Below are 22,208 nucleotides of genomic sequence, written 5' to 3'. Positions count from 1 at the left end.
CGGCCTCCTGACGGCGATTTTCTCCGTTGTCGCCTAGCCGTGCAGCTCCGCGGCGGCAATCTCGGCGATGGTCAAAGTGCTCTCTGGGTTTTCGCCGTCACCAAGAAACCAGGCGGCGGACAGGCCGGCATAGGCGACTATCCAATGCAGGAGCCTCCTCGGCTCAAGGCGCGCCTCATGGGCGACGACCGCAAGCTGCCCATGCAGACGCCCTGGAAAAGTTCCGAGCGGAAGCTCCGGATTGCAGAAGAGATTGGCGTAATCGAAACCGCGTTCGCCGAGGAGCCCTTTCGGATCGATGGCGAGCCAGCCCCGGTCATCGAAATCGAGAATATTGCCGTGGTGAATGTCGCCATGCAGGACGACCGGCGCACCGGGAGCGGAAAAGAGAAACCGCGCAGCATCCGCGCAGGTCCCGAGAACGCCCCCGTGGATGCGGGCTGCGGGGGCAAGCGCCTGGAACCAGCGTTCGAGCGGTGCTAAACCCGCCGGCGGCGATGGACGTGGTGCATGCAGCGAGGCAACCGTCCTGCAGATGATCCGGGTCACGGCATCGTCGCTGCCGGTCATCGCCATGTGAAAAAGCGATCGTCGGCTGTCAGATCGCTCGATAAGGATCGCGTTGTCGGTTGCGGCGTAAACCCTTGCGGCACCGTGGCCATCCCACCATTTCATCAACCGCCCACCGGATATCTCCTCCGGCTCGTCTGCCACCTTGAGCATGGCCGGCAAGCCACGCCAACGAACGGGCAGCAGGCGGCTCGTCCGCGTGAGGATGGGCTCACCGGCGGGGTCGAGAGCCCATTTATCAATGAAGGATGTGAACATCCGTGCAGCATAATCGATTCGCATCGTGAAGGGCCCGCCTGCTGAGCGGGCCCTTTCCTCATGGCGATCTCTCAATCGATATCAGGCGACGTTTTCGAGCGACGGATAGTCCGTGTAGCCTTTGGCACCGCCGCCATAGAAGGTTGCCTGATCCGGTGCATTCAGGGCCACATTGTCTCTAAGCCGGCGTACGAGGTCCGGGTTGGCGATGAAGGGTTTGCCGAATGCAACGAGGTCGGCTTCGCCGCTTTCGACGGTCCTCAGCGCCAGATCGCGATCGTAACCGTTGTTCGTCATCCAGGCCGCCTTACCCCCGGCTGCTGCATAGGCGTTACGCAGGGCTGCGTAGTCGAAGGGCCGATCGCCCTGCTGGTGATCGCGTGCTCCGCCCGTGGCGCCTTCGATGACGTGCACATATGCGAGCGGGTAACGAGCCAGTCCTTCGACGACATAGGTGAAGAGGGGCTGCGGATCCGGATCGAAAGCGTCGTTTGCAGGGGTCACGGGAGAGATGCGGATTCCCACCCGACCGGCGCCGATCTCCCCGGTAACGGCGTCTACGACCTCGAAGAGGAAGCGGGCGCGGTTCTCGATCGAGCCGCCATAGGCGTCCGTGCGTTCGTTTGAGCCGGAGCGCAGGAACTGGTCGATCAGATAGCCGTTGGCAGCATGAATCTCGACGCCATCGAAGCCCGCCTCGATCGCGGCGCGGGCGGCCTTGCAATAATCCTCGACGATGCCGGGGATTTCCGCCAATTCGAGCGCTCGCGGTTCGGAGGTTTCGGCAAAGGTCCCGGTTCCATCGGGGTTGATCAGATAGGTCTTCGATTTGGCACGGATGGCCGACGGCGCAACAGGCTTGCCGCCCTGCGGCTGAAGCGACTCATGCGAGATCCGCCCGACATGCCACATCTGCACGACGATCCTGCCGCCGGCTTTGTGAACGGCATCGGTGATCTTGCGCCAGCCGGCTAGGGCTTCCGGCTTGTAGAGGCCCGGCACGTCTGCGTAGCCCTGGCCCTGGTGACTTATTGCCGTCGCCTCGGTGATCAGCAGGCCGGCGGATGCGCGCTGCTCGTAATAGGCGACGTTGAGATCATTGGGCACGGCCTGGGGCGAACGGTTCCGGGTCAGAGGTGCCATTACGACGCGGTTCTTGAGTACGATGTCACCGATCGAAATCGGGTCAAAGAGAGAGGCCATGGATTGTCCTTTCCGTAGCGGATTGAGGCTTTGGGGGGAAAAAGGGTTGATCAGAGATTGCCGATCGTCTTTAGAAATTCGGCGATCGTCTCCTCATTGCGCTTGTAGAAGACCCACTGGCCGACGCGGCGGCTCGACACCAGACCAGCGCGCTGCAGCACAGCCAGGTGCGACGAGACCGTAGACTGCGAGAGGCCGCACCTCTCGAACTGCCCGGCACACACGCCCATGTCGAACGGATGCTCCTGGCCCGAGAAATGAGCCTGCGGCTCCTTCAGCCAGGTTAGAATCTCCACGCGCGTCGGATGCGCCAGCGCTTTTAGAATTTCATCTCTATCCATCGTATTTCGGTATATTTGGTTTAATCGAAATATATATCGGTAAATTCCGATATGAAAAGTCACAACGCTGTGATTGCAGCATGGACCACCACGGAGGCCGGGAAAAACGTGCAAAAAAAGAGGGCCACAAGAAAACTTGGGCCCTTTCAGTTGTGAAGGTTTCAAACCTCCAGAGGGGAACAGCTGCTGCAGCGGCTGGGGAGGAGAAAGCCGCTATATGCACCAGCTGAAACTGATATGGGCAGGGCCGTGGTCGCTTTCAATAGCCGCCTCCAATATTTTATCAACTGAGGGATGTGAGGCATTCACAAGGAAAAAAAGAGGGCCACAAGAAGAACTTGGGCCCTTATAGTTGTGAAGGTAATTTAAACCTCCAGAGGGGAACAGCTGCTGCGGTGGCACTGGGAGGAGAAGCCACCAAGATGCATCAGCTGAGTTCGGTATGCTGTTTTTTTGGGCTGCCGGCAATCATTTAATATGCATGACAGCCATGCCGTTTGCGCATCCCTGCCTGTTTTTGCGGCTCTCGACAATCAAAGCTCTCGACAGAATCGATCATCCTGGAAAATAATACAGTCGTAACAGCGCGTTAGCGCGGATTATGGCAATTGCCCGAAATTCGGGCAATTGCCAAACCGTCAAAAGTTCCAGTTTCTCGCTTTGGAAACGATGTAGTCGCGGAAGACTTTCAGCTTCGCCGCGTTCTTCAGCTCGTCCGGGTAGCAGAAATAGGTATCGAAGGATGGAATGTCGGCGCTGATCGGCAGTTGAATGAGGCCCGGATCGCGGCCGACGATGTAATCCGGAAGCATCGCGATACCGATGCCGAGCAGGCAGGCCCGCTTGATCGACGTCTGGCTGTTGATCTGCAGGTGCGATATGCGCGGATTATCCGAGTCGCGTCCGGCAATCTCAAGCCAGTTCACATCGAGCAGGTAGTTCGGCGCCGGTTCGCCGAAGGTGATGATCCGGTGATTGTCGAGATCGTCAAGAGATTGCGGCTCGCCGAACTTGTTGATGTAGGACGGTGCGGCATAGACGTGCATGTGCACGGTAAAGAGCTTGCGCTGGATGAGATCCGATTGCTGCGGCTGCCGCAGCCTTATGGCGCAGTCCGCATGACGCATGTTCACGTCCAGCTCTTCATTGTCGAGGATGAGCTGCACCTGGATCTCCGGGTACAAGGACATGAATTCCTGGATCTTGTCGGTCAGCCAGCCCTGGCCGAGCCCGACGGTGGTCGTGATGCGCAACTTGCCGCTCGGCTTGTCGGTCGTTTCGCTGAGCTGGGCCTTGACGCTTTCGAGCTTCATCAGCACGTCGTGAGCCGTGCGATAAAGCATTTCACCCTGTTCAGTGAGGATCAGGCCGCGGGCATGCCGATGGAAGAGCTTGATGCCGACGTCCTGCTCGAGCGAACTGACCTGACGGCTGATTGCCGACTGTGATAGATGGAGTTTGTCTGCCGCGTGCGTGAACGAGCCAGCTTCAGCCGCCGCATGAAAAATGCGAAGTTTGTCCCAGTCCAGCGACATAGAGTCCCCCATAAAGGCTCGGCCGGAGAGAGCTGCCAGGTTTCTCCGGAGACGACCGATGCATCTGTTCCCTGGATCACGTCGATTTAGGTCGGAGACCCAAATCATGAACGCGATCGTTTCTAATTGGTCAGGGCGGGATGCGGGCGGAAAGACCGCCCATACTTTCCTCATCCCGCGCCCAGCAGAGCCCACGCCCCCAATCCTGGCGCGCGCTCTGATTCGCAACTTCTATTCGGCTGCGATTGCGACGGGCATATGACCCGCCAGATATTTCTCCGCTTCAAGCGCCGCCATGCAACCCATGCCGGCCGCTGTAACGGCCTGACGATAGATATCGTCGGTGACGTCGCCGGCGGCGAAGACGCCGGGCACATCGGTCGCCGTCGAATCCGGCGCGGTCCAGAGATAGCCGTTGGGCTTCTGGCGAAGTTTACCCTTGAAGAGCTCGACGGCGGGCGCATGACCGATCGCCACGAAAACCCCGTCGATGACCATTTCCGATGTTTCGCCGGTCTTGGTGTTACGAAGCTTTACACCGTTTACCGAGGCCGGCATCGGGGGCTTTGCCGGCGTCCCGAGATATTCCAGAACCTCGTGATCCCAGATCACCTTGACGTTCGGCTTCGAGAACAGGCGCTCCTGCAAAATCTTCTCCGCGCGAAAAGCGTCGCGCCGGTGAACCACGGTCACCGTCTTGGCCAGGTTGGAGAGATACAGTGCTTCCTCCACCGCCGAGTTGCCTCCGCCCACGACGATGACATCCTTGTTGCGGTAGAAAAACCCGTCGCAGGTGGCACAGGCGGATACGCCGAAACCCATGAAGGTCGGTTCCGTTTCGATGCCGAGCCACTTCGCTTTGGCGCCGGTGGCTATGATCAACGCGTCTGCCGTCCAATCCGTGCCGCTATCCGTTCTTATGCGGAAGGGGCGGACGGAGAGGTCGACGTCGGTTACGAGATCGTTGACGATCTCCGTGCCGACATGGATCGCCTGTTTCAGCATCTGCTCCATCATCCAGGGGCCTTGGACCGGATCGGCATAGCCGGGATAATTCTCCACGTCGGTGGTGATCATCAGCTGGCCGCCTTGTTCCATGCCGGCGATAAGCACCGGCGAAAGCATGGCCCGCGCCGTGTAGATGGCGGCGGTATAACCGGCAGGGCCGGAACCGATAATCAGCACTTTCGTGTGGCGCGCAGTCATGCTTTTGTCCTTCGTCCGCCGGGTTGGCCGGGCAGCCTCGTCCGGTGCAATCCAATCATGCAAATATTGCCTTACTTTAGGTATTCACAACGCGCACTTTCAAGGGCGCGCGATCTGATACACACAAGTGGTTGCGTGGGCAGCGTCGATTTGACACCAGATCGGGCATATTTGCATCGGTTTTGAACCGCCCAACCGCCATAAGACGCGACCGCGCGGGACGGCACAAGGATTTTGTGCATGCAGATGCGAGCGCTCTCGTTTCGGTATTCGATTACGTGCTACCCAAGGGAAGGAGACAGCGCCCGGATCAGGCGCCGCTGACGCGGCGCCTTCGGCGCGAAGGGATCGGCGCTACGGTATCGTACCGTCGTCCATCGATCGGCGGACAAAAGGCCTTTGCCGCAAGCAAGGCCGACATGATTGGGGATATGGGCAATGGTCGTACGCGTCGAGCTCGATGCCATCGATATGAAAATACTGCGCGAACTGCAGGATAACGGCCGTATGACGAATGTGGAACTGGCCGAGAGGGTGGGGATTTCGGCACCTCCCTGCCTGCGCCGGGTTCGCAAGCTCGAGGAGGCCGGCGTCATCCGGGGCTATCGCGCGCTTCTGAATGCCGCCGCGCTTGGATATGATCTCGTTGCCTTCTGCATGGTCGGTCTGAAGCACCAGTCCGACGCCAATCTGAAGGCCTTTGCCGCCCGCACCGCCTCATGGCCGCTTGTTCGCGAGGCCTGGATGGTGTCCGGAGAGTCGGACTTTCTGCTGCAGTGCGTGGCCGAGAACCTTGCGAGCTTTCAGGATTTCGTTATTGAAGAACTGACCGCCACCGAGAATGTCGATACGGTGCGGACGATGCTGACGATCCGGCAAGTGAAGGACGCATGTCAGGTAGAAATCTGAGGTGCAGAGCGGGTTCCCACCCGGCACCACAAGCCAAGGTCTTGCGGACTGCCGTTTCGACCGGCTTCCAGGACGAGAGCGAATGCGGGACGGCCCTATGACAGCTAAGCTTCCGCTTTCAGCCTTCATCATCTGCCTGAACGAAGAGGCCTATCTCGGCAACTGCATCGAGAGCCTCGAACAATGCGCCGAAATCGTGATCGTCGATTCCGGATCGACGGACGGCACTGCCGCCTTGGTGCAGTCTTATATCGACGCGGGTTGGCCGATTCGTTTCATGCACGAGCCCTGGCGCGGTTATGCCGGACAGAAGCAGTTCGCGCTCGAGCAGTGCAGTGAGCCCTGGTGCTTCAATATCGATGCGGACGAGAGGCTGGACGGGGCGCTGCGAAATCTGCTGCCCGAACTGCTCGCAACATCAGACGAGATCGTCGGCTGGCGCGTGGCGCGTCGCCCCTATCTGATCGGCTATGGCTATACCCCCGAAAACGTGCGGGAGCGGCGGAATTTGCGGCTGATCCGGCGTGGCAGGGGGGGCTACGATCTTAGCCAGAAAGTCCATGAAGGCATCGTGCCCGATGGAAACGTCGGCAAAGCGCGCACCGGCAGCCTCCTTCATTTCCGTCCGCTGGTCATGGACGAACAGATCCTGAAGGAAAACAAATATTCGACGTTGAAAGCGGACCAGCAGGTCGAATCCGGCAAGCGACCACGGTTCTACAAACTCGTCTTCGCCCCGCCGATCTACTTTCTGAGGCTCTATTTCCGCAACGGTCTCTGGCGCTGCGGTCTGTCAGGCTTCATCGAAGCTATGACCGGAGCGGTCTATGCCTTTCTGACGGCAGCGAAGATCTATCAGCGGCACGCCCTGGAGGCGCGCCCGAATGTCGACGACGCGCTTTCGCGCTGATCGATCAAAGGATTCAGCATGAAAATTATGCATATTCACTTCGGCAAGGAAGGCGGAGCTGAGCGCTTCTTCGTCAATCTCGTCAATGCACTGCATGAGAGGGGCGTCGAACAACGGGCGCTGATCCGGCCGGACCGCAGCTGGCGCAGGGACATAGAAAAGAGCGCGACGATCTATGAAGGCGTTTTCCGGCGCATTTCGCTGTCTCGTTTCCTTTTGAAATGGAGGTTGAACCAGGTTCTTCGCGAGTTCAAACCGGACATCATAATGGCGTGGCAGTTGCGGGCCAGCCGGTTCATGCCGGCCCATGCCAAGGCCTATCGCATATCTCGGCTGGGAGATTATCCCGAACATCTCGGTTACTACACCAATGTCGAGACCCTCGTTTGCATCACGCCTGATATTGCCGCCAAGGTTCGCGATTTTGGCTGGAACCGCGACATCGAGGTGATCGCTAATTTCACCCGCGCAGAGCCTGTCCCGCCCGTTGCGCGGGCCGATTTGCAGACGCCGGAGGATGCCTTCGTCGTGGTCGGAATGGGACGCTTCGTGAAGCGAAAGGGCTTCGACGGGCTTATCCGAGCAGTGAAACAAGTGGAGAACACCTATCTGTGGCTCGTCGGGGACGGTCCGGATAGAGAACAGCTCGAACGGCTCACAGACGAACTCGGGCTTCGCGATCGCGTCCGCTTCACCGGTTGGCAGACAAACGCCTATGGTTTTCTGTCGGCCGGCGACGCCTTCGTCATCAATTCATCGCATGAGCCTCTCGGCAATGTCTGCTTCGAAGGATGGGGCGCCGGAAAACCCACGATAGCCGCACGCGCGGAGGGCCCGTCCTGGGTTATGACGCATGATGGTGATGCTCTCATGGTCGATTGCGGTGACGACAGAGGGCTTGCCGAGGCCATCCGCCGGCTGCGCGATGATCCTGCGCTTCGCGAGCGACTAAGCGCCGCCGGCCGCGAAACCCTGCGGGCGCGCTTTTCCGAAAAGGCAATCACCGACGCTTATCTCGATCTTTTCGCCAGGAGCGTCGCACGGCGATGAAGGTCAGCCATTTTCATTTCGGCAAGGATGGCGGTGCCGAACGGTTCTTCGTGCATCTCGTCAATGCGCTTGCGGAACGTGGAGTGGAGCAGACAGCAACCATCCGTCCTGGACGCAGCTGGCGGCGCGACATCGAAGGCGTCGCGAAGATCAGGGAAAGCCATTTCCGCAATCTCTCACTCGATCGAATTCTTCTGCCCTTGAAGGTGAAGCATATGGCGCGGCGCGAGAAGCCCGATGTCCTGATGGCCTGGGCGCCGCGGGCAAGCGAGCTGATGCCAAACTATAGAGGCGCATTCAAGATCTCGCGTCTCGGCGATTACCCGACTCGCCTCAGTTACTTCCGAAACACGGACTGTATCGTCTGCAATACACCGGGCATTGCCGAGCGCGTGCGTGATCTCGGCTGGACGAGGGAAGTCAGGGTCATCTCCAATTTCACCGCGACCGGGCGTGTCGAGGCGGTAGACCGGGCGAAACTGGACACGCCGGCCGATGCGCCCGTCGTGATGTCCATGGGACGTTTCGTCGAACGCAAGGGGTTCCATACGCTGATCGAAGCGGTGGCCAGACTGCCGGGCGTCTATCTTTGGCTGCTCGGCGACGGTGAGGAGGGCGACAATCTGCACAAGCTCTCGTCTGACCTCGGCGTATCCGACCGGGTTCGCTTCGCCGGCTGGCAGAAAGATACGAGGCCCTATCTCGCTGCCGCCGATATTTTTGCGATGTCGTCCAGTCACGAACCGCTTGGCAATGTTATCCTCGAGTCCTGGGCACAGGGGACGCCCGTCGTATCGACCCGATCCGAGGGGCCGAAATGGTTCATGCGCGACGGCGAAAACGGCGTGATGGTCGAGATCGGCGATGCGGAGGGCTTTGCACACGCCATCGGGCAGATCGTCGCCGACCCCACACTCGGCACGCGCCTTGCCGAGCGTGGACACGAGACGCTCATCCGCCAGTTTTCGAAGGAAGCAATCACCGACGCCTATCTGCGGCTCTTTGCTTCGAAGACGTAGGCCAATCCATTTCCTGGGATTGCTTCGGATCAGCGCGTAAGACTGTCGTAAACCGCGCCGATCGCGCGTGCTTCCCCTTCGATGGCGAAGTTCTTTGCCGTCCGCGCAAGACCATTGGCGCCGGCGGCCGCAAGCCGCGGCAGGTCGTCCATGTAGGCGGCTGCCGCGCCGACCATTGCGGTGAGATCGTCGGCTGCAACGATGAGGCCGGTTTCTTCGTTCCCGACTGTTACGAGTTCCGAAAAGGCGCCGACATCGGTTGCCACCACCGGCACCCCGGTCGCCATGGCTTCCAGCGGCGTGAGGCCGAAGCCTTCCCATCGCTGCGGTGCGATGAAGAGGTCGAGAGCGCGGTACCAATCGGGAATATTCGTATGCTCGCCGACAAAGAGGATTCGGTCGGCGAGTCCGGCCTTTGCGACGCGTTCCTTCAGTTCGGTTTCGAAGGCCGCGTGGGGACCGGTGGCACGGCCGGCAACGATTGCACCCCAGCCCGGACGGCCGGGCAGGAGGGCGATCATGCTGTCGACGAACAGGTCTGTTCCTTTCTGGCGGCGTACGCGCCCGAAGCATCCGACGAATTTCTTCGCAGGATCGAGGCCGAGCGCCTGCTTCGCCTCCGCCTTGTCGAAAGGCGGTTGAAAGCGCTGCGTATCAATTCCATGCAGGATAACGGTGTTCGGCACTTCGAGATAGGCGGCCGTCCTGGCACTGGTGGCGATAACCGCGTCCATGCGGCCGATAAGGAACTTGCTCCATCCGGTATGCCGGCGCTGCGAAGCGGAGGTAAAGACGATCCTGATCTTCATCCGCAGCAGGTCGCGGAGGAGAACGGCCGGCAGCATCTCGACATTGCGGCGCGCATGCCAGACTCGGCACCGCCGTCCCGGCGGCCTCTTCCAGAGGCGGATCAGATCGCGAAAGCGAACCGACGGCAAGCTCTTTGGAAGTCCAGGCCCGAGAACCGCGATCTTCTGCCCAAGGGCACGCTGCACAGGCACCAGCTGGATGATTGACGAGGTAACGCCGGAAAGGCGCCGCTTGAAGTTCGGCGCGATCACCTCGACGTCGCGGATATCCACCACCTGTGCGCGCTCCTTGCGCCTGCGACCATCAACCTTAGGGGAGGAGGGGCAGCGCGGCGGGACCGGCGCACCCCCGAAAAGCAGGTCAGCCCCATTGGACGGCGAGAATCTCATACGCCTTGGAACCACCAGGAGCATTGACTTCGATCGAATCGCCGACTTCCTTGCCGATCAACGCGCGGGCGATCGGAGAAGAGATGGAAATGCGTCCCTGTTTGACGTCTGCCTCTTGATCGCCGACGATCTGGTAGGTCTTTTCTTCTTCCGTATCCTCGTCGACGAGCTTCACCCTGGCGCCGAACTTGATCTTCGATCCGGACATTTTCGAAAGATCGATGACTTCGGCGCGCGCGATCAGGTCCTCGAGTTCGGAGATCCTGCCCTCGTTATGGCTCTGCGCTTCCTTGGCCGCATGATATTCGGCGTTCTCCGACAAGTCACCATGGGCGCGGGCCTCGGCGATCGCCTCGATGATGCGCGGGCGTTCTTCCTGCTGGCGCCAACGCAGCTCCTCCTGCAGATTGACGAATCCACCCTGTGTCATGGGCACTTTGTCGACCATTTCATTATCCTTCATCAAGCACGCGGCGCCGCCTTTCGGCAGCGCCAGCGCAAAAGAAAACGGCCTCCGGAGCGCAAGCACCGGAACCGTTCAAACAACCGAACCGACCTTATAACAGAAACGGCAGTTCGAAAGCCAGATTTTTCGATCCTCGCGCGGCGGATCAGCGCCGGACGCCGGACTCCAGCCCGTACTTGTAAAGGTGAAATTCGGCGGGGAAACCTCTTTACCTCAACCGTGATTGAGGTCGTATCAGTGCTGGTCCACGGAAATCGATAGGGACCGAATCATGAGTTTAGCCGAAGAGAAATCGTCAATGGCCGATCCGGCGCAGCAGACTGTTACCAACGCGGAGGATGGGCGCTGGAGCGAGCTGCTGCAGCCGCGTCACTTGGCGGCGACGGTGACACTGTGCCTTGGCGTAGCGCTTTTTGCCTTCAACGAGTTCTTCGTGTCGACGGCGCTGCCCACAGCCGTTGTCGAGTTCGGGGGAGCCTCCCTCTTGTCCTGGGCGTTCACGCTGTATCTCGTTTTCGCCATCGTCGGTGGCGCGCTGGCGGCGAATCAGAAAGCTCGATTCGGCGCACGCAACACACTGGTTGCGGCGGCACTCGTCTTCGCTACGGGCACGATCATCGCTACGATGGCGAGCAGCATGCCTCAGGTTCTTGCCGGGAGGGTTCTCCAGGGGCTGGGCGAGGGCGTCATTGCAGCTCTATGCTACGCGCTGATACCGGAGCTTTTCCCGCAACGGCTGGTGCCCAAGATCTTCGGAGCGGAAGCGATCGTGTGGGCTGGTGCCGCCTTCGGCGGCCCGCTCATATCCGGTTTGCTGACGGAATACTGGTCGTGGCGCGCGGCCTTCTTCGTCAACATACCTGCGGCCGCAATCTTCGTTGTGCTCGTCGTCGCGATCGTGCGCCAGCCGGCGCAAAGCCCGGGAGGGTCTGCCGGATCGATTCCCCTGCTGCGTCTGGTGACTTTCGGCGTCGGGATCTTGCTAGTCTCGCTTTCAAGCACGGCGACCAACGATTATGCGATGGCGGGTTTGCTGGCGGCAGCGATCGCTGTGTTCGTCAGCACGGTCCGACTCGACCGCCGATCGCGGCAGTCTATTCTTCCTTTCGGAGCCTTTTCGCCCACCCACTCGCTCGGGGCCGGGCTCTGGGTCATCCTTCTGATGCCGCTGGCGCAAGCCTCGGGCTCCGTTTACCTCGTCTACGCCCTGCAACAGCTATGGGGATTCGGCCCGACTGCGGCTGGCTTCTCGAACGCCTTGATGGCCATATCCTGGAGCCTGACGGCGATACTCATCGCGAGCCTCCGCTCTCATGAGATGCGCGTGCAGATCGTCTGGACCGGTCCGTTGATGCTATGCCTCGGCCTCGTTGGCTTGGCGCTGGCCGTCGGAACCGGCGAATACAAGCTCGTCTTCATCAGCCAGGCTGCAATCGGAGCAGGTTTCGGCCTTTGCTGGGGGACGCTGAGCCAGCTGCTGATGAACGTCTCGACCATAGAGGAACGCGACAAGACCTCCGCGCTGCTTCCGACGCTGCAATCGGCCGGTTACGCGATCGGCGCGGCGGTCTTCGGAGCCGTGGCCAATGCCGGAGGTTTCGATGAGGGCGCCAGCAATCGGGTGATATCGGCGGCATTACTGGGTGTCTTTGCAGTTGGCGCAACTCTTGCGGCAGCATCGGTCTTCTTCGGGATCACGACCCTGCGGCTGGCCCGATGCGAGGGCAAGGTTCACCAAAATATGCCGTAGCGGCAAGGGAGCGGTTGCGGCCGAGAAGGGCATCCTGTTCGACGCCGCGGCCTTGGGATGGCGTGAGTGCCGCAAGCATCACGCCCGCCTCCGACCTTACCCTGACCTTCAGCGAGCCGTAATCCACGTCGCGGCCGATTCGGTCGGCGATACGCTGGCCGTAATAGAGCGCCGAACCTTCGTCGAAATGGAGGATACCCTCATCGTCGGCGAAACACTCGTCATCCCAATGGAGATCGAAGAAATAAAGCTGCATGTCATGCCCCAATCCGGTGCGTCCCAGGCCTTACCGCCTTGCGCGCGTCCTGGAACATGGAACCATGCCGCCTAGGAACGCAGCCTGAACCGAGCGTTCAGACTGCGTTCAGAAGAATGAAGCTGTCCCGTTCAGGTCTCGAAATAGCTCTGCAACGGGCGCACTTCGAGGTTGCCGGCCTTCAGCGCCTTGATGGCGAGTGCCGCCGCCTCGGCGCCCGCCATGGTGGTGTAATAGGGCACCTTCTGCATCAGGGTCGCACGGCGCAGCGACTTCGAGTCGGAAATCGCCTTGTTGCCATCCGTGGTGTTGATCACGAGCTGAACCTGCCGGTTGCGGATGGCGTCCTCGACATGGGGTCTGCCTTCCAGGACCTTGTTGATCTTGGTCGCCACCATTCCCCGTTCACCGAGAAAGCGGGCCGTGCCGCCGGTCGCCATGACCTTGAAGCCGATGTCGGCGAGAATGCGGATGGCGGGAAGCACCCGCTCCTTGTCCTCGTCGCGAACCGAAACGAAAACAGTTCCGTCGCGCGGCAGATCGACGCCGGCGCCGAGCTGTGACTTCGCAAAGGCCAGTGCGTAATCGGTGTCGAGCCCGATGACCTCGCCGGTCGAGCGCATTTCGGGGCCAAGCAGCGTATCGACGCCCGGGAAGCGGGCGAAGGGGAATACTGCCTCCTTGACTGCGATATGTTTCAGATTGCGCGGATCCGGCTTCTTGCCATAGGCGCCAATCGCGTCATCGAGCCCTTCGCCGGCCATGACGCGTGCTGCGATCTTGGCGATTGGCGCGCCGATCGTCTTGGCCACGAAGGGAACGGTGCGCGAAGCGCGGGGATTGACCTCGAGAACGTAGATCGTGCCGTCCTTGATCGCGAACTGCACGTTCATCAGACCGCCGACGTTCAGCGCCCTGGCCAGCGCTGCGGTCTGCCGCTCCAGTTCGTCGACGAGGTCATCGCCGAGCGAGTGAACCGGCAGCGAGCAGGCCGAGTCGCCCGAGTGGATGCCGGCCTCCTCGATGTGCTCCATGATTCCGCAAACGAAGACATCCTTGCCGTCGCAAAGGCAATCGACATCGACCTCGATCGCATTCGTCAGATAGCTGTCGAAAAGGAGCGGGTTCTTGCCGAGCAGGGTGTTGATCTGACCCGTCTTGTCGTTCGGATAGCGCTGCTTGATATCTTCAGGCACGAGGCCCGGAACGGTATCGAGCAAGTAGCTCTGAAGCATGCTTTCGGAATGGATGATCTGCATGGCGCGGCCGCCGAGAACGTAGGACGGGCGAACCACCAGCGGGAAGCCGATTTCTCCGGCGACGAGGCGTGCCTGTTCGACGGAGTAGGCAATGCCGTTGTTCGGCTGGTTGAGGTCGAGCTTCATCAGAAGCTTCTGGAACCGGTCACGGTCTTCGGCGAGGTCGATCGCATCGGGCGCGGTGCCGAGGATCGGGATGCCGTTCTTTTCGAGCGCTTCCGCGAGCTTCAGCGGCGTCTGGCCGCCGAACTGCACGATGACGCCGTGCAGAGTACCGTTCTCCTGCTCGGCGCGCATGATTTCGATCACGTCTTCCGCCGTAAGCGGCTCGAAATAGAGCCTGTCGGAGGTGTCGTAGTCGGTCGAGACGGTCTCCGGGTTGCAGTTGATCATTATCGCCTCGTAACCGGCGTCCTTCAAAGCGAAGGCGGCATGGCAGCAGCAATAGTCGAACTCGATGCCCTGACCGATCCGGTTGGGGCCGCCCCCGAGAATGACGACCTTCTTGCGGTCCGAGACCTGCGCCTCCGAGCGGGCGGTACCGACGAAGGGCGTCTCATATGTCGAATACATGTAGGCGGTCGGCGAGGCGAACTCGGCCGCACAGGTGTCGATGCGCTTGTAGACGGGGCGGACGTTCAGAGCGTTGCGGAGCTCCGCGACCTCTTTCGGGCGTTTGCCGGTAAGCGTCGCAAGCCGCGCGTCGGAGAAGCCCATCGCCTTCAGCATGCGCAGGTTCTCGGCGTCCGCCGGCAGGCCGTGTTCGCGGATCCGCGTCTCCATGTCGACGATCGCCTTGAACTGCGCGATGAACCACGGATCGATCTTGCAGGCTTCATGCACCTCGGCTTCGCTCATGCCGAGACGAAGAGCCTGGGCGACCATGCGCAACCGGTCCGGCGTCGGCGTTCCGAGCGCGGCGCGGATTGCGTTGCGGCCGTCGCCATTCTCGTCGGAGTCAGGAATCTCGATCTCGTCGAGCCCGGTCAGCCCGGTCTCGAGACCGCGAAGTGCCTTCTGCAATGATTCTGCAAAGGTCCGCCCGATCGCCATGACTTCGCCCACCGATTTCATTGCGGTCGTAAGCGTCGGCTCGGCACCCGGGAACTTCTCGAAGGCGAAACGCGGGATCTTGGTGACTACGTAATCGATCGACGGCTCGAAGGATGCTGGCGTGGCGCCCCCGGTGATGTCGTTTTCCAGTTCGTCGAGCGTATAGCCGACTGCAAGCTTGGCGGCGATCTTGGCGATCGGGAAGCCGGTCGCCTTCGATGCCAGCGCCGAGGAGCGCGACACGCGCGGATTCATTTCGATGACGACGAGGCGACCGTTTTCAGGGTTGACTGCGAACTGGACGTTCGATCCGCCCGTTTCGACGCCGATCTCGCGCAGCACCGCGATAGAGGCGTTGCGCATGATCTGATATTCCTTGTCGGTCAAGGTCAGCGCCGGCGCGACGGTGATCGAATCGCCCGTGTGCACGCCCATCGGATCGATGTTCTCGATAGAGCAGATGATGATGCAGTTGTCCGCCTTGTCGCGGACGACCTCCATTTCATATTCCTTCCAGCCCAGGACCGACTCTTCGATCAGGACTTCGGTGGTAGGCGAGGCATCGAGGCCGCTTCCGACGATCTCGAAGAACTCCGAACGGTTATAGGCGATGCCGCCGCCGGTGCCACCGAGCGTGAAGGACGGCCTGATAATCGCGGGGAGGCCGACATCGTCGAGCGCTTGCGCGGCGATCGCCATCGCGTGGTTCACATAGCGCTGCTTGCGATCGCCTTCGCCGAGGTTCCACTTGTTCTCCAGTTCGTCCAGGGCCTTGTCGAGATCGTCGCCGGAAAGCTTTGCCTTGAGCGCGGAGCGTTGCGCCTCGTGGGTCTTGCGGTCGTGGTCCTTGATGTCCGTGGCGTTCGCCAGGCGCGATTTCGGCGTTTCCAGGCCGATATGGGCCATCGCCTCCCGGAACAGGGCACGATCTTCCGCCTTGTCGATCGCCTCCGGCTTCGCACCAATCATCTCGACATTGTAGCGATCGAGCACGCCCATGCGGCGCAGAGACAGTGCGGTGTTGAGCGCCGTCTGTCCACCCATGGTCGGAAGGAGCGCGTCGGGACGCTCCTTGGCGATGATCTTGGCGACGACCTCCGGCGTGATCGGCTCGACATAGGTCGCATCGGCGAGTCCCGGATCGGTCATGATCGTTGCCGGATTCGAATTGACCAGGATGACCCGGTAGCCTTCCTCCTTCAGCGCCTTGCAGGCCTGAGTGCCGGAATAGTCGAACTCGCATGCCTGACCGATGACGATCGGCCCCGCGCCGATGATGAGGATCGATTTGATGTCTTGGCGCTTCGGCATGGGCAATCATCCGTTCTAGCTGCGCGAAAAACCGGCCAGGTTGGGAGGTCACCGGCCGGGTCGCGCATTGATGGTCTTTTCAGGCTAGAAGCGGCTTATAGGCAAATGTTTTCGCCAGCGAAACCCCGAAAATTCCGGAATCGACAAGAATGCGCAGATATTTGGCAGCGCTTTCGAACCAAGGTCCGCGAGCTTGGGCGCTATTGCTGCTACGCCGGCTCGCGCGACGGGATGACCAGTACCTTCACCTCGCCGGCAGCGGCGGGATTCGAGATCGCGTGCGGCGCTTCGTCGAGGGATATGCGCCTCGAAATCAAGCGGTCGATTTCGATCGCGCCGGAGGCCACGAGGTCGGCAGCGCGGCGATGGACGAAAGGATTGATGAAGGAACCGAGCACGCGAAGCTCACGAAAGAGGATGTCGAAGGGCTCGATTTCGACCTTTTCTCCTTGCGGCAGCACGCCGAGGATGACGACCGTGCCGCCGGCCTTGGCGAGGCGCGTCGACTGTCTCACGGTTTCCGCAACGCCCGCGCACTCGATAACGACGTCGACGCCCCCGGGGACGAGGCCTGCCGGACCAGCGATAGCCTCGACCACGTCGCCGGCCGAGGGGTCTACCGTGGCGGTGGCGCCGATCTCTTCAGCCAGACGGCGCTTCGATGCCTGTCTTGTCGAGAGAACGACCTTCGCTGCCCCGGCAAGCCTGGCGAGCTGAACCGTCAGCAGGCCTATGACGCCGCCGCCCAGGATTGCCACGGTCGAACCGACTTTGATCCCCGATACGTCGATGCCATGCAGGCAGCAGGCGAGGGGCTCGCAGAAGGCGCCATGGGCGGGATCGAGCGTAAGCGGAATTTCGAACGCCTGCTTCCGCGGCACCAGCACGTATTCGGCAAAGCCGCCATCGCGATGAATGCCGATCGCGCGCAAGTTCCGGCAAAGATTGACCCGGCCCGCTTCGCACTGGGGGCAGCGTCCGCATGAGATATTGGGATCTCCGGTGATCCTCGCACCCGGTGCGATGTCTTTGACAGCGCTCCCCGCTTCCATGACGATCCCGCAGAACTCGTGTCCGAGCGTGACCGGGGGTGTCGACGGAAACTCGCCATGCAGGAGGTGGCGATCGGTACCGCAGATGCCGCAAGCTTCCACCTTGACGAGCAGATCGTCAGGTCCGGGCTTGGGGATGTCGACATTTCGCACCGAGATAGCGCCCACCGACTCCAGACGCAATGCCTTCATTCTTGGTCCTCCCATTCTCAGCATTCCATTGGACCGGAACAGGATGAAAGCGTCAATCCTGCCCGGCTGCCCTTGGGAGGCTTGCATGATCGGCCCGACAAAACGATGCGCTGCATGCAACCGCGTGACCGCGATTGCGTTTTACAAGGATTGCCGCCCGGGCTTATAAAATCACTCAGCGCGCTAAAGTAGAGGCGACGCCTTCTGGAGGACAGATCATGGAATGGAAGGGCCGCCGCCAGTCTGGAAACATCGAGGATCAGCGCGGAGCCGGCCCGCGCGGAGGAGGCAACCCCTTCGGCCGAGGCGGTGGATTCCGCCTGCCGGGCGGCGGCGGCATGCGCCGCGCCGGCGGCGGCATGAGTTTCGGCACGCTCATATTCCTCGTTATTCTCTATTTCGTTCTGAAGGCGATGGGTATCGACATGCTGCAGGTGCTTGAAGGCGGTGGCCCGGCGAACATGCCGGGCTTCGAGCAGAGCGACGGGTCCGGAGCGCCGCAGGGCACGGCCGAGGAAGAAGAGATGAAAGCCTTCATGGCCACGGTGCTTGCGGAAACGGAAGACACCTGGAACGGCATTTTTCAGGCGAGCGGCGAGCAGTACGAGGAACCTCGGCTGGTGCTGTTCAGCGGCTCGGTCCGCTCGGCCTGCGGCTTTGCCTCTTCCGCCTCGGGTCCGTTCTATTGCCCCGGCGATCGTAGGGTCTATCTCGATATGGGCTTCTTCGACGAGCTGGCGCAGAAATTCGAAGCCTCCGGCGATTTCGCCCAGGCCTACGTGCTAGCGCACGAGGTTGGTCATCACGTTCAGAACCTGATCGGCGTATTGCCCAAATTCAACGAGATGCGGCAGCGCATGAGCGAGGCCGAGTCGAACCAGATGTCGGTTCGCGTCGAGCTGCAGGCGGACTGCTTTGCAGGAATCTGGGGCAAATACACGGAACAGAAGGGCCTTCTGGAGCGCGGCGATCTGGAGGAGGCATTGAATGCCGCCACCCAGATCGGCGACGATACTTTGCAGAAGCGCATGCAAGGTTATGTCGTCCCGGAGAGTTTCAACCACGGCACGTCCGAACAGCGGAGGCGATGGTTCAAGCGCGGTTTCGACAGCGGCAAGATGTCGGATTGCGACACTTTCTCCGGCGGTGTCTGACCGCGTGGCCGAACCGGGGCCATCCCCGGTCCGGCGCCGCTGTTCATTTCTGCCGCTCGCTGTCCATGTGTACAAGCTGCGCTTCCGGATAGCGCGCGCCGGCAGCGGCGTTCTTTGGCACGGCGCTTTCGATCGCAGAGATGTCGCCGGCATCCAGGTCAACTGCCTGGGAACCGAGTGCTTCGGCGAGACGATCCCGGCGGCGCGCGCCGATGAGAGGCACGATGTCCTCTCCCTGGGCGGCCACCCAGGCAATGGCGATTTGCGCGACGGTGACGCCTTTGGCATCGGCGATGCGCCGGAGCGCCTCCACCAAGGCGAGGTTCCGCTCGACATTTCCTTCCTGGAATCGGGGGCTCATCGCACGGAAGTCGCCGCTCTTCGCATCACCCCTCTGCCAATGGCCGCTGATCAGGCCTCGCGAAAGCACGCCATAGGCAGTGACGGCGATGCCGAGCTCGCGGCACACCGGCACGATTTCATCCTCAATGCCGCGTGAAATCAGGGAATATTCAATCTGCAGGTCCGAGATGGGGTGAACGGCGGCAGCGCGCCTTATCTTTTGCGGGCCTACTTCGGAGAGACCGATATGGCGCACGTAGCCGGCCTTCACCAAGTCCGCGATGGCGCCGATGGTATCCTCTATGGGTACATCGCTATCGAGGCGGGCCGGGCGATAGACATCGATATAGTCGACTCCCAGGCGCTGCAGCGTATAGGCGAGAAAGTTGCGCACCGCCTTGGGCCGTGCATCGTAGCCGAGCCATGTGCCCGACGCATCGCGCAATGCGCCGAACTTGACACTCAACTGGACCTGGTCGCGAAGACGTCCCTTCAGCGCCTCCCCGATCAGCATCTCGTTATGCCCCATGCCGTAAAAGTCGCCGGTGTCCAACAGGGTGATGCCCGCATCGATTGCCGCATGAATGGTGGCGATGCTTTCGGCGCGGTCCGATGGACCGTACAGATCCGACATGCCCATGCAGCCGAGCCCGATCGACGATACCTTCTGGCCGGAATTTCCGAGCGGAATCATACGCATCTCATTTCTCCTTAGTTGAGGCCGTGCCGTGGCCGCTTGCGTCGGTAGATGTTTACTTCGAACGGCGCTGTGCGATAATCACCGGCAAGCCAAACGGCTTGTTCTGGTTTTCGCACAATGAACGACCTGCCTCTTGCCGATCTCGATGCTTTCGCCGCAGTTGCACGCGAGCGCAGCTTTCGCACGGCCGCGCGCAAGCGCGGCGTTTCCGCTTCTGCGCTCAGCGAAGCCTTGCGGCGGCTGGAGGCAAAACTCGGCGTCCGATTGCTCAACCGCACCACGCGCAGCGTCACGCCGACGGAAGCGGGCAAGCGCTTGCTCGAACGTTTGACGCCTGCGCTCGGCGAGATTGCCGGGGCGCTCGACCAGGTCGCGAGCGAGCGCGACAGCCCCGCGGGCACATTGCGGCTGAACGTTCCGACCATCGTAGCAAGGGTTATTCTGCCGCCGCTCGTCGGCCGCTTCATGAAAGCGCATCCGGCGATCACGCTGGAGGTGACCGCCGAGGATGGCTTCATCGATGTCCTTGCCGCGGGGTTCGACGCCGGCGTGCGATACGAAGAGCGGGTCGAGAAGGATATGATCGCAATTCCCCTGGGGCCGCGCGTACAGCGCTACATCACTGCGGCGGCCCCGGATTATCTTGCCCGCCGAGGCGAACCGCAGCATCCGCGTGATCTCCTCGAGCACGCAACCGTGCGCCATCGCTTTCAGAATGGCGTGATGCTGCCATGGGAGTTCGGCGAGGGAGACGCGACAATAATCATCGCGCCACCCTCAACCGTACTCGCCAACACGATCGAGCTCGAAATCAGCGCGGCTGTGGACGGACTGGGGGTGATCCGCACATTCGAAGAATTCCTGAAGCCGGAAATCGAGGCCGGGCGACTGATTACGGTCCTTGACGCCTGGGAAACGAGTTTTCCCGGGCCGTTTCTTTATTATGCGGGTCGCAGACATCTGCCGGCACCTCTCCGCGCCTTTGTGGATTTCTTGAAGTCCGAGCAGCGGCAGGCGGGGCGGTGATGGAGTGCCGGCGAATACGAAATATCAGCGCGCTCGATCGTCACGATCAAATACTTTGAGATGTTCACGTATTGTTTCGGCTCAGGCAAGTTGTTACACCTAAACTGGTAACTTTGTTCACGGTCTGTCTCCGCTCCGGCAGACAGGGGGGAGCTCATGATCGACCAGAAATTTGTGAAGCGCGGTCTTTTCCTCGTCTTTATGATCCTCTTCCTCGATATTATGGGTATCGCCATCATTGTCCCTGTATTGCCGAGCTATCTCGAGGAATTGACGGGGGCGGATGTTGGTGAAGCGGCAATCGACGGCGGCTGGCTGCTGCTCGTTTATTCGGCGATGCAGTTCTTCTTCGCGCCGCTCATCGGGAATCTGAGCGACCGATTCGGGCGCCGGCCGATCCTTTTGGCCTCCGTGCTGACCTTCGCTATCGACAACCTGATCTGCGCGCTTGCGACGAGCTACTGGATGCTTTTCATCGGGCGCAGCCTTGCCGGGATCAGCGGCGCGAGTTTCGGCACCGCGTCCGCTTACATCGCCGATGTCAGCAATGACGAAAACCGCGCCAAGAACTTCGGGCTGATCGGCATTGCCTTCGGAACCGGTTTTGCACTGGGCCCGGTCATAGGAGGTGTCCTTGGGGAACTGGGACCAAGGGTGCCCTTTTATGGTGCCGCAGCGCTGTCGTTCCTCAATTTCGTCATGGGTGCCTTTCTCCTGCCGGAAACGCTCGATCCGGCCAATCGGCGTCGCTTCGAATGGCGCCGGGCCAATCCGTTCGGCGCGCTCAAGCAGATGCGTCATTACCCGGGTATCGGCTGGGTGGGCCTCGTCTTCTTCCTCTACTGGCTGGCGCACGCCGTCTACCCCGCCGTCTGGTCCTTCGTCGCTTCCTATCGCTATGGGTGGAGCGAAGGGCAGATCGGGCTTTCATTGGGGATTTTCGGCGTCGGCGGCGCAATCGTCATGGCGCTGGTACTGCCGCGCGTCGTCCCGGCATTGGGAGAAAGGCGAACGGCCGCGCTCGGGCTTACATTCACGGCTCTCGGAATGGCCGGCTATGCTGCTGCCTGGGAAGGCTGGATGGTATATGCTGTGATCGTCGCGACCGCGCTTGAAAGCCTTGCCGATCCGCCGCTCCGCAGCATAGCGTCGGTCCATGTCCCGCCCTCCGCACAGGGCGAATTGCAAGGCGCGCTCACCAGTATATCGAGCATGACGACGATCATCGGACCTCTGATGTTTACGCAGATTTTTGCCTATTTCACTAACCCCGCCGCCACCTATGCCTTTTCCGGGGCTCCCTATGCGGTGGCCGGCTGCCTGATCATCGCCGCATTGCTGATATTCCTTGCCAAGGTCCGCACCGGACGGGGTGGCACCTATCGGGATGGGGTGCCCGGCATAGCGGAGGCATCATCCTGATTTCATGCCTTCAGATTGATCAATT

The 22,208-nt window shown here is 60.9% G+C and carries 19 protein-coding genes; 8 read left to right on the top strand and 11 right to left on the bottom strand.

Features of this window, described 5'->3' with window-relative positions:
- Positions 1-33: 33 nt before the first annotated feature.
- From FB009_RS15575 to trxB, 5 genes are all read right to left on the bottom strand, one after another.
- A complete protein-coding gene (locus FB009_RS15575) occupies positions 34-828 on the bottom strand; it encodes an aminoglycoside phosphotransferase family protein (RefSeq protein WP_028054097.1) in 795 nt (264 codons plus the stop codon).
- An 81-nt stretch (positions 829-909) separates the two neighbouring features.
- A complete protein-coding gene (locus tag FB009_RS15570) occupies positions 910-2,031 on the bottom strand; it encodes an alkene reductase (RefSeq protein ID WP_011975407.1) in 1,122 nt (373 codons plus the stop codon).
- A gap of 50 nt (positions 2,032-2,081) precedes the next feature.
- The gene (locus FB009_RS15565) at positions 2,082-2,372 is read right to left on the bottom strand and encodes an ArsR/SmtB family transcription factor (protein WP_011975408.1); all 291 of its coding nucleotides are present in this window, start codon (positions 2,370-2,372) and stop codon (positions 2,082-2,084) included.
- A 638-nt stretch (positions 2,373-3,010) separates the two neighbouring features.
- Positions 3,011-3,907 carry a LysR family transcriptional regulator VtlR gene (locus FB009_RS15560; RefSeq protein ID WP_011975409.1) on the bottom strand — a complete coding sequence of 299 codons (897 nt, stop codon included), beginning with the start codon at positions 3,905-3,907 and terminating at the stop codon, positions 3,011-3,013.
- Positions 3,908-4,138: 231 nt separating this feature from the next.
- Positions 4,139-5,113 (bottom strand): thioredoxin-disulfide reductase, encoded by a 975-nt coding sequence (trxB, locus tag FB009_RS15555; protein WP_011975410.1) that lies wholly within the window; start codon positions 5,111-5,113, stop codon positions 4,139-4,141.
- Positions 5,114-5,551: 438 nt separating this feature from the next.
- On the opposite strand from trxB, the gene FB009_RS15550 reads away from it, so the two are divergent.
- The 4 genes from FB009_RS15550 (at position 5,552) to FB009_RS15535 (ending at position 9,001) form a co-directional block, all read left to right on the top strand.
- Positions 5,552-6,022 (top strand): Lrp/AsnC family transcriptional regulator, encoded by a 471-nt coding sequence (locus FB009_RS15550; RefSeq protein WP_011975411.1) that lies wholly within the window; start codon positions 5,552-5,554, stop codon positions 6,020-6,022.
- A 97-nt stretch (positions 6,023-6,119) separates the two neighbouring features.
- A complete protein-coding gene (locus tag FB009_RS15545) occupies positions 6,120-6,932 on the top strand; it encodes a glycosyltransferase family 2 protein (protein WP_011975412.1) in 813 nt (270 codons plus the stop codon).
- Positions 6,933-6,950: 18 nt separating this feature from the next.
- On the top strand, positions 6,951-7,982 hold the full coding sequence (locus FB009_RS15540) for a glycosyltransferase (RefSeq protein ID WP_011975413.1): 1,032 nt from the start codon (positions 6,951-6,953) through the stop codon (positions 7,980-7,982).
- Positions 7,979-9,001, top strand: coding sequence for a glycosyltransferase (locus FB009_RS15535; RefSeq protein ID WP_011975414.1), 1,023 nt, complete (start codon positions 7,979-7,981; stop codon positions 8,999-9,001). Before FB009_RS15540 ends, FB009_RS15535 begins: the two co-directional genes overlap by 4 nt.
- A 29-nt stretch (positions 9,002-9,030) precedes the next feature.
- Here the strand turns inward: FB009_RS15535 and FB009_RS15530 are convergent, their stop codons facing one another.
- Positions 9,031-10,086: a glycosyltransferase family 4 protein gene (locus FB009_RS15530; protein WP_011975415.1), complete on the bottom strand. Its 1,056-nt coding sequence runs from the start codon at positions 10,084-10,086 to the stop codon at positions 9,031-9,033.
- 85 nt (positions 10,087-10,171) lie between these two features.
- Positions 10,172-10,648 (bottom strand): transcription elongation factor GreA, encoded by a 477-nt coding sequence (gene greA / locus FB009_RS15525; RefSeq protein WP_003529568.1) that lies wholly within the window; start codon positions 10,646-10,648, stop codon positions 10,172-10,174.
- 316 nt (positions 10,649-10,964) lie between these two features.
- On the opposite strand from greA, the gene FB009_RS15520 reads away from it, so the two are divergent.
- On the top strand, positions 10,965-12,416 hold the full coding sequence (locus FB009_RS15520; RefSeq protein WP_024311834.1) for an MFS transporter: 1,452 nt from the start codon (positions 10,965-10,967) through the stop codon (positions 12,414-12,416).
- Here the strand turns inward: FB009_RS15520 and FB009_RS15515 are convergent.
- From FB009_RS15515 to FB009_RS15505, 3 genes are all read right to left on the bottom strand, one after another.
- Complete coding sequence (locus tag FB009_RS15515; protein ID WP_011975417.1) at positions 12,361-12,672, bottom strand: hypothetical protein; 312 nt, start codon at positions 12,670-12,672, stop codon at positions 12,361-12,363. The genes FB009_RS15520 and FB009_RS15515 overlap by 56 nt on opposite strands.
- Before the next feature lie 131 nt (positions 12,673-12,803).
- Positions 12,804-16,295: a carbamoyl-phosphate synthase large subunit gene (gene carB / locus FB009_RS15510; RefSeq protein WP_018010866.1), complete on the bottom strand. Its 3,492-nt coding sequence runs from the start codon at positions 16,293-16,295 to the stop codon at positions 12,804-12,806.
- A 209-nt stretch (positions 16,296-16,504) separates the two neighbouring features.
- Positions 16,505-17,539 carry a zinc-dependent alcohol dehydrogenase family protein gene (locus FB009_RS15505; protein WP_011975419.1) on the bottom strand — a complete coding sequence of 345 codons (1,035 nt, stop codon included), beginning with the start codon at positions 17,537-17,539 and terminating at the stop codon, positions 16,505-16,507.
- A 218-nt stretch (positions 17,540-17,757) separates the two neighbouring features.
- Between FB009_RS15505 and ypfJ the strand changes: the two genes are divergently transcribed.
- A complete protein-coding gene (ypfJ, locus tag FB009_RS15500) occupies positions 17,758-18,693 on the top strand; it encodes a KPN_02809 family neutral zinc metallopeptidase (RefSeq protein ID WP_145161665.1) in 936 nt (311 codons plus the stop codon).
- A gap of 43 nt (positions 18,694-18,736) precedes the next feature.
- Here ypfJ and FB009_RS15495 read toward each other — a convergent pair whose 3' ends face one another.
- Positions 18,737-19,735: an aldo/keto reductase gene (locus FB009_RS15495; protein WP_011975421.1), complete on the bottom strand. Its 999-nt coding sequence runs from the start codon at positions 19,733-19,735 to the stop codon at positions 18,737-18,739.
- 117 nt (positions 19,736-19,852) lie between these two features.
- On the opposite strand from FB009_RS15495, the gene FB009_RS15490 reads away from it, so the two are divergent.
- The gene (locus FB009_RS15490; RefSeq protein WP_011975422.1) at positions 19,853-20,761 is read left to right on the top strand and encodes a LysR family transcriptional regulator; all 909 of its coding nucleotides are present in this window, start codon (positions 19,853-19,855) and stop codon (positions 20,759-20,761) included.
- Positions 20,762-20,917: 156 nt separating this feature from the next.
- Positions 20,918-22,183, top strand: a complete 1,266-nt coding sequence (locus FB009_RS15485; RefSeq protein WP_011975423.1) for a TCR/Tet family MFS transporter — start codon at positions 20,918-20,920, stop codon at positions 22,181-22,183.
- Positions 22,184-22,208 lie beyond the last annotated feature (25 nt).

It is taken from the genome of Sinorhizobium medicae (assembly GCF_007827695.1).
GTDB classification, from domain to species: domain Bacteria; phylum Pseudomonadota; class Alphaproteobacteria; order Rhizobiales; family Rhizobiaceae; genus Sinorhizobium; species Sinorhizobium medicae.
Note: the sequence above shows the minus strand (reverse complement) of the source record. Positions and strands in the feature narration are given on the sequence as shown.

What these genes read in the sequence shown, in the direction of transcription:
- FB009_RS15575 (WP_028054097.1), bottom strand. Translation starts at nt 828, where the DNA reads ATGTTCACATCCTTCATTGATAAATGGGCTCTCGACCCCGCCGGTGAG.
- FB009_RS15570 (WP_011975407.1), bottom strand. Translation starts at nt 2,031, where the DNA reads ATGGCCTCTCTCTTTGACCCGATTTCGATCGGTGACATCGTACTCAAG.
- FB009_RS15565 (WP_011975408.1), bottom strand. Translation starts at nt 2,372, where the DNA reads ATGGATAGAGATGAAATTCTAAAAGCGCTGGCGCATCCGACGCGCGTG.
- FB009_RS15560 (WP_011975409.1), bottom strand. Translation starts at nt 3,907, where the DNA reads ATGTCGCTGGACTGGGACAAACTTCGCATTTTTCATGCGGCGGCTGAA.
- trxB (WP_011975410.1), bottom strand. Translation starts at nt 5,113, where the DNA reads ATGACTGCGCGCCACACGAAAGTGCTGATTATCGGTTCCGGCCCTGCC.
- FB009_RS15550 (WP_011975411.1), top strand. Translation starts at nt 5,552, where the DNA reads ATGGTCGTACGCGTCGAGCTCGATGCCATCGATATGAAAATACTGCGC.
- FB009_RS15545 (WP_011975412.1), top strand. Translation starts at nt 6,120, where the DNA reads ATGACAGCTAAGCTTCCGCTTTCAGCCTTCATCATCTGCCTGAACGAA.
- FB009_RS15540 (WP_011975413.1), top strand. Translation starts at nt 6,951, where the DNA reads ATGAAAATTATGCATATTCACTTCGGCAAGGAAGGCGGAGCTGAGCGC.
- FB009_RS15535 (WP_011975414.1), top strand. Translation starts at nt 7,979, where the DNA reads ATGAAGGTCAGCCATTTTCATTTCGGCAAGGATGGCGGTGCCGAACGG.
- greA (WP_003529568.1), bottom strand. Translation starts at nt 10,648, where the DNA reads ATGGTCGACAAAGTGCCCATGACACAGGGTGGATTCGTCAATCTGCAG.
- FB009_RS15520 (WP_024311834.1), top strand. Translation starts at nt 10,965, where the DNA reads ATGGCCGATCCGGCGCAGCAGACTGTTACCAACGCGGAGGATGGGCGC.
- FB009_RS15515 (WP_011975417.1), bottom strand. Translation starts at nt 12,672, where the DNA reads ATGCAGCTTTATTTCTTCGATCTCCATTGGGATGACGAGTGTTTCGCC.
- carB (WP_018010866.1), bottom strand. Translation starts at nt 16,295, where the DNA reads ATGCCGAAGCGCCAAGACATCAAATCGATCCTCATCATCGGCGCGGGG.
- FB009_RS15505 (WP_011975419.1), bottom strand. Translation starts at nt 17,539, where the DNA reads ATGAAGGCATTGCGTCTGGAGTCGGTGGGCGCTATCTCGGTGCGAAAT.
- ypfJ (WP_145161665.1), top strand. Translation starts at nt 17,758, where the DNA reads ATGGAATGGAAGGGCCGCCGCCAGTCTGGAAACATCGAGGATCAGCGC.
- FB009_RS15495 (WP_011975421.1), bottom strand. Translation starts at nt 19,735, where the DNA reads ATGCGTATGATTCCGCTCGGAAATTCCGGCCAGAAGGTATCGTCGATC.
- FB009_RS15490 (WP_011975422.1), top strand. Translation starts at nt 19,853, where the DNA reads ATGAACGACCTGCCTCTTGCCGATCTCGATGCTTTCGCCGCAGTTGCA.
- FB009_RS15485 (WP_011975423.1), top strand. Translation starts at nt 20,918, where the DNA reads ATGATCGACCAGAAATTTGTGAAGCGCGGTCTTTTCCTCGTCTTTATG.